Origin of the sequence: Pseudooceanicola lipolyticus (assembly GCF_002786325.1) — a bacterium.
Lineage (GTDB): Bacteria > Pseudomonadota > Alphaproteobacteria > Rhodobacterales > Rhodobacteraceae > Pseudooceanicola_C > Pseudooceanicola_C lipolyticus.
On the sequence record NZ_PGTB01000386.1, the window covers coordinates 1 to 930 of the forward strand.

A 930-nucleotide genomic window follows, 5' to 3' on the forward strand; every position below is an offset into this window, starting at 1 on the left:
GGTCGACCGCGCCTGCGCGCGGGCGGTGATCGACAGGTGCGCACCATCCTGTCGATCACCGCCCGCGCCTGCGCGCGGGCGGTGATCGACAGGATGGTGCGCACCTGTTCGGTGAAACCGGGGCCTTCGGCGGGGAAGTCCTCTTTCAGCGCGGCGGTGCCGACGGTGAAGCCCGCCGCGCCGGCCCGGGCGGCCGCGATCACCCGCTCTTCGCTGTCGATGCTGCCGGCCATGATCACCGGCTTGGCGACGCTGCGGCAGACCTGTTCCATCAGGCCGGGCACGTCGCCGTCAAAGCGGTAGGCCAGCAGGTCCAGGCCGTGCACATGTTCCAGATCGGCCAGCCGCCGGGCGCTGTCGGCGATATCCTCGGCCGGGCCCTCCAGCACGCTGGGATGCCCGGTGATCCGGCCCGGAAACGGGTAATAGCGCACCGGGTGGTCGCGGGTGACCTCGGTGACCACATCGGCCCGGGTGCCGCCCAGCAGGCAATCGACATCCAGCTGCACTGCGGCCCGGGCCGAGGCCAGCTCGCTTTCCGCGTCCAGGCTCACCACCTCGAGGTAGGAACGTCCGCCGGCCGCGCGGATCGCGTCGGCCAGGCCCTTCAACTCGGCCAGCGGCAGGCCGACATCCTTGAAGCCGATATGGCGCACGCCGCCTTCCAGCGCCTCGTCCAGCCGGGCGGCGGCGTCGGGGATGGTGCGATCGTTCGAGGTGAGCATGAGGATGAATTCAAAGGCCATGTCCGGCAGGCTCCGTAAGGTCTTTGAGGGATGAGGGGGCCACAGCGGCGGCGCCGGTCCATTGGCCGGCGGTTTCGGCAATCCGCAGATGCGGCGCGCCGGTGCTGACCGCGATCAGCGCGTCGAGATGGCCCAGCGCCTGGCCCGGCGCCAGCCCCGCCGCGATCATCGCCGAAAAGGCATC

2 protein-coding genes are annotated in these 930 nt (G+C 70.9%); both read right to left on the reverse strand.

What is annotated here, in order from left to right:
- Positions 1 to 746, reverse strand: a 746-nt coding sequence (locus CVM52_RS26115; RefSeq protein ID WP_100165089.1) for a methylglyoxal synthase, incomplete at its 3' end; no start/stop codon positions are given.
- Positions 736 to 930: hypothetical protein (locus CVM52_RS27330; RefSeq protein WP_172721108.1), on the reverse strand; the 195-nt coding region annotated here is incomplete at its 5' end. The genes CVM52_RS26115 and CVM52_RS27330, both read right to left, overlap by 11 nt.